The organism is Bartonella sp. AS69XJJH (genome assembly GCF_042195585.1).
GTDB lineage: Bacteria > Pseudomonadota > Alphaproteobacteria > Rhizobiales > Rhizobiaceae > Bartonella.
The window spans coordinates 1-1,330 of the sequence record NZ_JBHIOO010000088.1 but is presented as its reverse complement, the minus strand read 5'-3'; the positions used below and the strand labels follow the sequence as shown (position 1 = coordinate 1,330).

Annotated in this window: 1 protein-coding gene; it reads left to right on the top strand. The window is 42.4% G+C overall.

Going from position 1 to position 1,330, the window contains the following annotated elements:
• Nucleotides 1-1,295: hypothetical protein (locus ACFIK6_RS09815; protein WP_375677601.1), on the top strand; the 1,295-nt coding region annotated here is incomplete at its 5' end.
• Nucleotides 1,296-1,330: the final 35 nt, after the last annotated feature.

The window sequence follows — 1,330 nt, the reverse complement described above, 5'->3', positions numbered from 1 at the left end:
TCGCCTTTAGAAGCGGTAATGGTGTTAAGATAATCGTAGGAGGCAAGCAAAAGCTTTACAGTTATGATAGTCAAACGCGTGGTTGGAAAGACATTAGCCAAAGTGGTGTGACGTATCAGGCAAATGATGAGAACAAATGGTCGTTTGTGTTGTTCGGTGATGCTGTCATTGCGGTGAATAAAAATGATAAACCGCAAGTTTTCAAGGTTCGCAATTCCCAACGATTTGAAGATTTAGGAGGCAATCCCCCCAAAGCAGGTTTGGTGAAGGTTTGGGGCGATTTTGTTTGTTTGATGCAATTGACAGATAATCCTAATCGTATCCATTGGTCAGGTCTCAATGATGCGACCCATTGGACGGTTGGTGTTAAAGATTGTTATTATCATGACTTTAATGATGGTGAACATGTGCAGGGTGCAACAGAATCGAGCAATCCAATCGTTTTTCTACGTTCTGCTGTTTATGCCGGTTCTTTTACGTTAGGGTCTAAGGTACCGTTCATTTTTCAAAAGCTACAAGACAAGCGTGGAGCAAGAAGTGCAGCCTCTATAGCATGTCGAGGGAGTGATGCCTTTTTTGCTGGTGATGGTGGTTTTTATCAAATGAGTTTGGAAGGTCAACTTTTACCAATAGGCTTTGAAAAGGTTGATAGAACGGTTTTTAAAACATTTGATAAGCTTGCTCTTGATGAGATGCAAGCGGTGATAGACCCCATTGATAACCGGATTTATTGGTCCTTAAAGAGAGGGAATAACGAGCAAACGACCTTTGTTTATGATTGGGGTTTACAGAAATGGTCGACACTACAGGGAAATTTTTTCACGTTGTTTCCAGTGTTTACAACAGGTTATACTTTAGAACAGTTAGATGAGATTTCGCTCAATCTTGAGGCATTGCCGGCTTCTTTAGACAGCCCCCGTTGGCAAAGTGGCTCTCCAATGCTTGGTGCTTTTGATGAAAACAATCGGCTTGTTATGTTTACAGGATCCCCGATGGAGGCAACGGTTGTTTCGCAAGAGATGGGGGCACCGGATGGAAGTTTTAGCTTTATCACGAAGATGTTTGCTGAAGTTGATACGACAGAAGGTCTTTTAAGCATAGGAGAACGTCGTCTTCGCAATAATCAGACACCGATCATATGGCATAAGGAGAGGATATGTTCTTTTATGACAGGCGCTTATCACGGGCGTTCACGCAATCGCTATCACTGCTTTAAATTGCGGATTCCTGAAGGTGTTACGTGGAAACATATCACGGGCTTTAATGTGGATTTACGTCCTTTTGGTAGAGGGTAATGGCAAAAGTCTTTTTGACCAGTTCTTGGGATATG